This window comes from Mesorhizobium sp. M1E.F.Ca.ET.041.01.1.1, from assembly GCF_003997355.1.
Taxonomy (GTDB): Bacteria; Pseudomonadota; Alphaproteobacteria; order Rhizobiales; family Rhizobiaceae; genus Mesorhizobium.
Window position 1 is genome coordinate 1 of the sequence record NZ_RZSL01000691.1, and the last position, 2,793, is coordinate 2,793.

The 2,793-nt window shown below is 63.1% G+C and carries 3 protein-coding genes and 1 pseudogene; 3 read left to right on the plus strand and 1 reads right to left on the minus strand.

Going from position 1 to position 2,793, the window contains the following annotated elements; translation table 11 throughout:
* From EOA38_RS32660 to EOA38_RS32670, 3 genes and pseudogenes are all read left to right on the plus strand, one after another.
* Nucleotides 1-280, plus strand: a pseudogene (locus EOA38_RS32660) (cupin); the annotation flags it as partial.
* Nucleotides 281-580: 300 nt separating this feature from the next.
* Nucleotides 581-1,978 (plus strand): class II fumarate hydratase, encoded by a 1,398-nt coding sequence (gene fumC / locus EOA38_RS32665; RefSeq protein ID WP_126094466.1) that lies wholly within the window; start codon nt 581-583, stop codon nt 1,976-1,978.
* A gap of 177 nt (nt 1,979-2,155) precedes the next feature.
* Entirely contained in the window at nt 2,156-2,578 is a 423-nt protein-coding gene (locus tag EOA38_RS32670; RefSeq protein ID WP_126094467.1) for a DoxX family protein, read from the plus strand.
* Nucleotides 2,579-2,610: 32 nt separating this feature from the next.
* Here the strand turns inward: EOA38_RS32670 and EOA38_RS39870 are convergent.
* The coding region (locus EOA38_RS39870; RefSeq protein ID WP_210213005.1) for a hypothetical protein at nt 2,611-2,793 on the minus strand (183 nt) is incomplete at its 5' end.

Genomic DNA, 2,793 nt, shown 5'->3' on the forward strand with positions numbered 1-2,793 from the left:
TTTCCGGATCGACGACCGTGAGCGGATCGTCGGCACTGGCGAGACCGTCATCACGCCGAAAGGCCTGCCGCACACATTCAAGGTTGAATCCCCGGAAGGCGCGCATACGCTCACCATCACGCGTGGTTCGGATTTCGAAACGATGGTCCGCATGGCGAGCCGTCCTGCCGAACGGCCGGACCTGCCGCCGCCGGCGGAGCCGACGCCGGAGATGATTGAGACGCTGACAAGGATTTGCGCCGAGAACGGCATCGATATTGTCGGACCGCCGATGGGGTGAGCGCTTTCCCTTCTCCCCTTGTGGGAGAAGGTGTCGCCGAAGGCGACGGATGAGGGGCGTTGGAAGGATTGCGACGTTGAAGAACTAGGCGCTTTCAATCCTCAATTTTCTGGCGCCTCGTTTCTTCCAACACCCCTCATCCGTCTCGGCGCTGCGCGCCGATCCACCTTCTCCCACAAGGGGAGAAGGAAGAGGCGCCACGCTTCAACCGATTTGCATCCCGCTCGCCCGCAATCTTCGCTTGATGCGTTTTGTGCAACGCGATACGCCGTTGCCGAATTCGACAAGCGGAGACCTTTCGTGAGCGCTGAAAAGACCAGAACCGAAACCGATACATTCGGTCCCATCGAGGTGGCGGCCGACCGCTACTGGGGCGCGCAGGCGCAGCGTTCGCTGGGCAATTTCAGAATAGGCTGGGAAAAGCAGCCGGCCTCGATCGTGCGGGCGCTGGGCGTCATCAAGCGCGCCGCGGCAGAGGTCAACATGGAGATGAAGCGGCTGGATCCAGCCGTCGGCAAGGCGATCGTCGAGGCGGCGCAGGAAGTCATCGACGGCAAGCTCAACGACCACTTCCCGCTCGTCGTCTGGCAGACGGGCTCCGGTACGCAGTCCAACATGAACGCCAATGAGGTGATCTCAAACCGGGCGATCGAAATGCTCGGCGGCGTGATGGGCTCGAAGAAGCCGGTGCACCCCAACGACCACGTCAATATGAGCCAGTCGTCGAACGACACCTATCCGACGGCCATGCACATCGCCTGCGCCGAGCGGATCGTGCACGACCTGATCCCCGCGCTGCACCATCTGCACAAGGCGCTTGCCGCCAAAGCCCGCGCCTTCAACCACATCATCAAGATCGGCCGCACCCACACGCAGGACGCCACTCCCCTCACCCTCGGCCAGGAATTCTCCGGCTATGCCGCGCAGGTCGTCTCGTCGATCAAGCGCATCGAGATGACGCTGCCCGGCCTGCAGGAGCTGGCGCAGGGCGGCACCGCCGTCGGCACCGGTCTCAACGCGCCGGTCGGCTTCGCGGAAAAGGTGGCGGACCGCATCGCTTCGATCACCGGCATTTCCTTCGTCACCGCGCCGAACAAGTTCGAGGCGCTCGCCGCGCACGATTCCATGGTGTTCTCGCATGGCGCGATCAACGCGGCGGCGGCCGCGCTGTTCAAGATCGCCAACGACATCCGCTTTCTCGGCTCCGGCCCGCGCTCGGGCCTCGGCGAGCTCTCGCTGCCGGAAAACGAGCCGGGCTCTTCGATCATGCCGGGCAAGGTCAACCCGACCCAGTGCGAGGCGATGACGCAGGTCTGCGTGCAGGTGTTCGGCAACAACGCCGCGCTCACCTTCGCCGGCAGCCAGGGCCATTTCGAGCTCAATGTCTACAATCCGCTGATGGCCTATAATTTCCTGCAGTCGGTGCAACTGCTCGCGGACGCTTCCGTGTCCTTCACCGACAATTGCGTGGTCGGCATCGAGGCCCGGGAAGACAACATCAAGGCCGCGCTCGAGCGCTCGCTGATGCTGGTGACGGCGCTCGCCCCCACCATCGGCTACGACAACGCCGCCAAGATCGCCAAGACCGCGCACAAGAACGGCACCACGCTGCGCGAGGAGGCTCTGGCCACCGGACTGGTCAGCGAAGCCGACTACGACCGGCTGGTGCGGCCGGAGGACATGACGCATCCGGGGTGACATTCTGCGGCGGGAGAATTTGCTCCCGCAGCCGATTCTCGCGACGCGAATTTCGCGTCCGTCGGCGCGACCATAGAATATATAATCTGTGAACAATGTGTCGCCGCATAGACAGCTTTGGTGAACGGTCTTCGTCGTCTATCTGACTGGGCATTCAACCCCGCTCGGAGACCCGCCATGTCCATCAACACTTCCGCCGCTACCGCCGGCACCGCGTCCAACAATTCCACCACCATCCTGCTCGGCCGCGCCCTGCTTGCCGTCATCTTCCTGCTTTCCGGCTTCGGCAAGCTTACCGCCATTTCCGGCACCGCCGGCTATTTCGGCGCCCTCGGACTGCCGCTGCCGACCGTCACCGCCGTCGTCGTCGGCCTCATCGAGCTTGTCGGCGGCCTTGCCATTCTCGTAGGCTTCCAGACGCGTGTCGCCGCCTGGGTGCTCGCCATCTTCACGATCGCCACCGGGCTGGTCGCCCATACCGGCTGGGCCGACCAGATGCAGATGATCCAGTTCCTCAAGAACCTCGCCATCACCGGCGGCTTCATCCTGCTCGCCTCGTCCGGCGCCGGCGCCTACTCGATCGACGCCAAACGCGGCTGAAGTTTTTGTTTGACGCAATTCCGAACGGAAGGTTACGGCGAAGTCGCCGAACCTAAACGCTTCACACTTTTCCTGGAATTGCTCCCCCTCCCAAGCCTGAAACCAAAGCGGCGCGGAATTTTTCGCACCGCTTTTTCGTTTTCCGGTTGCAGGCGTAGACTGCACCGGCAGCCGGCCAGATCCTGATCGGGCGTCGGCAAGGGAGGTTGCAATGT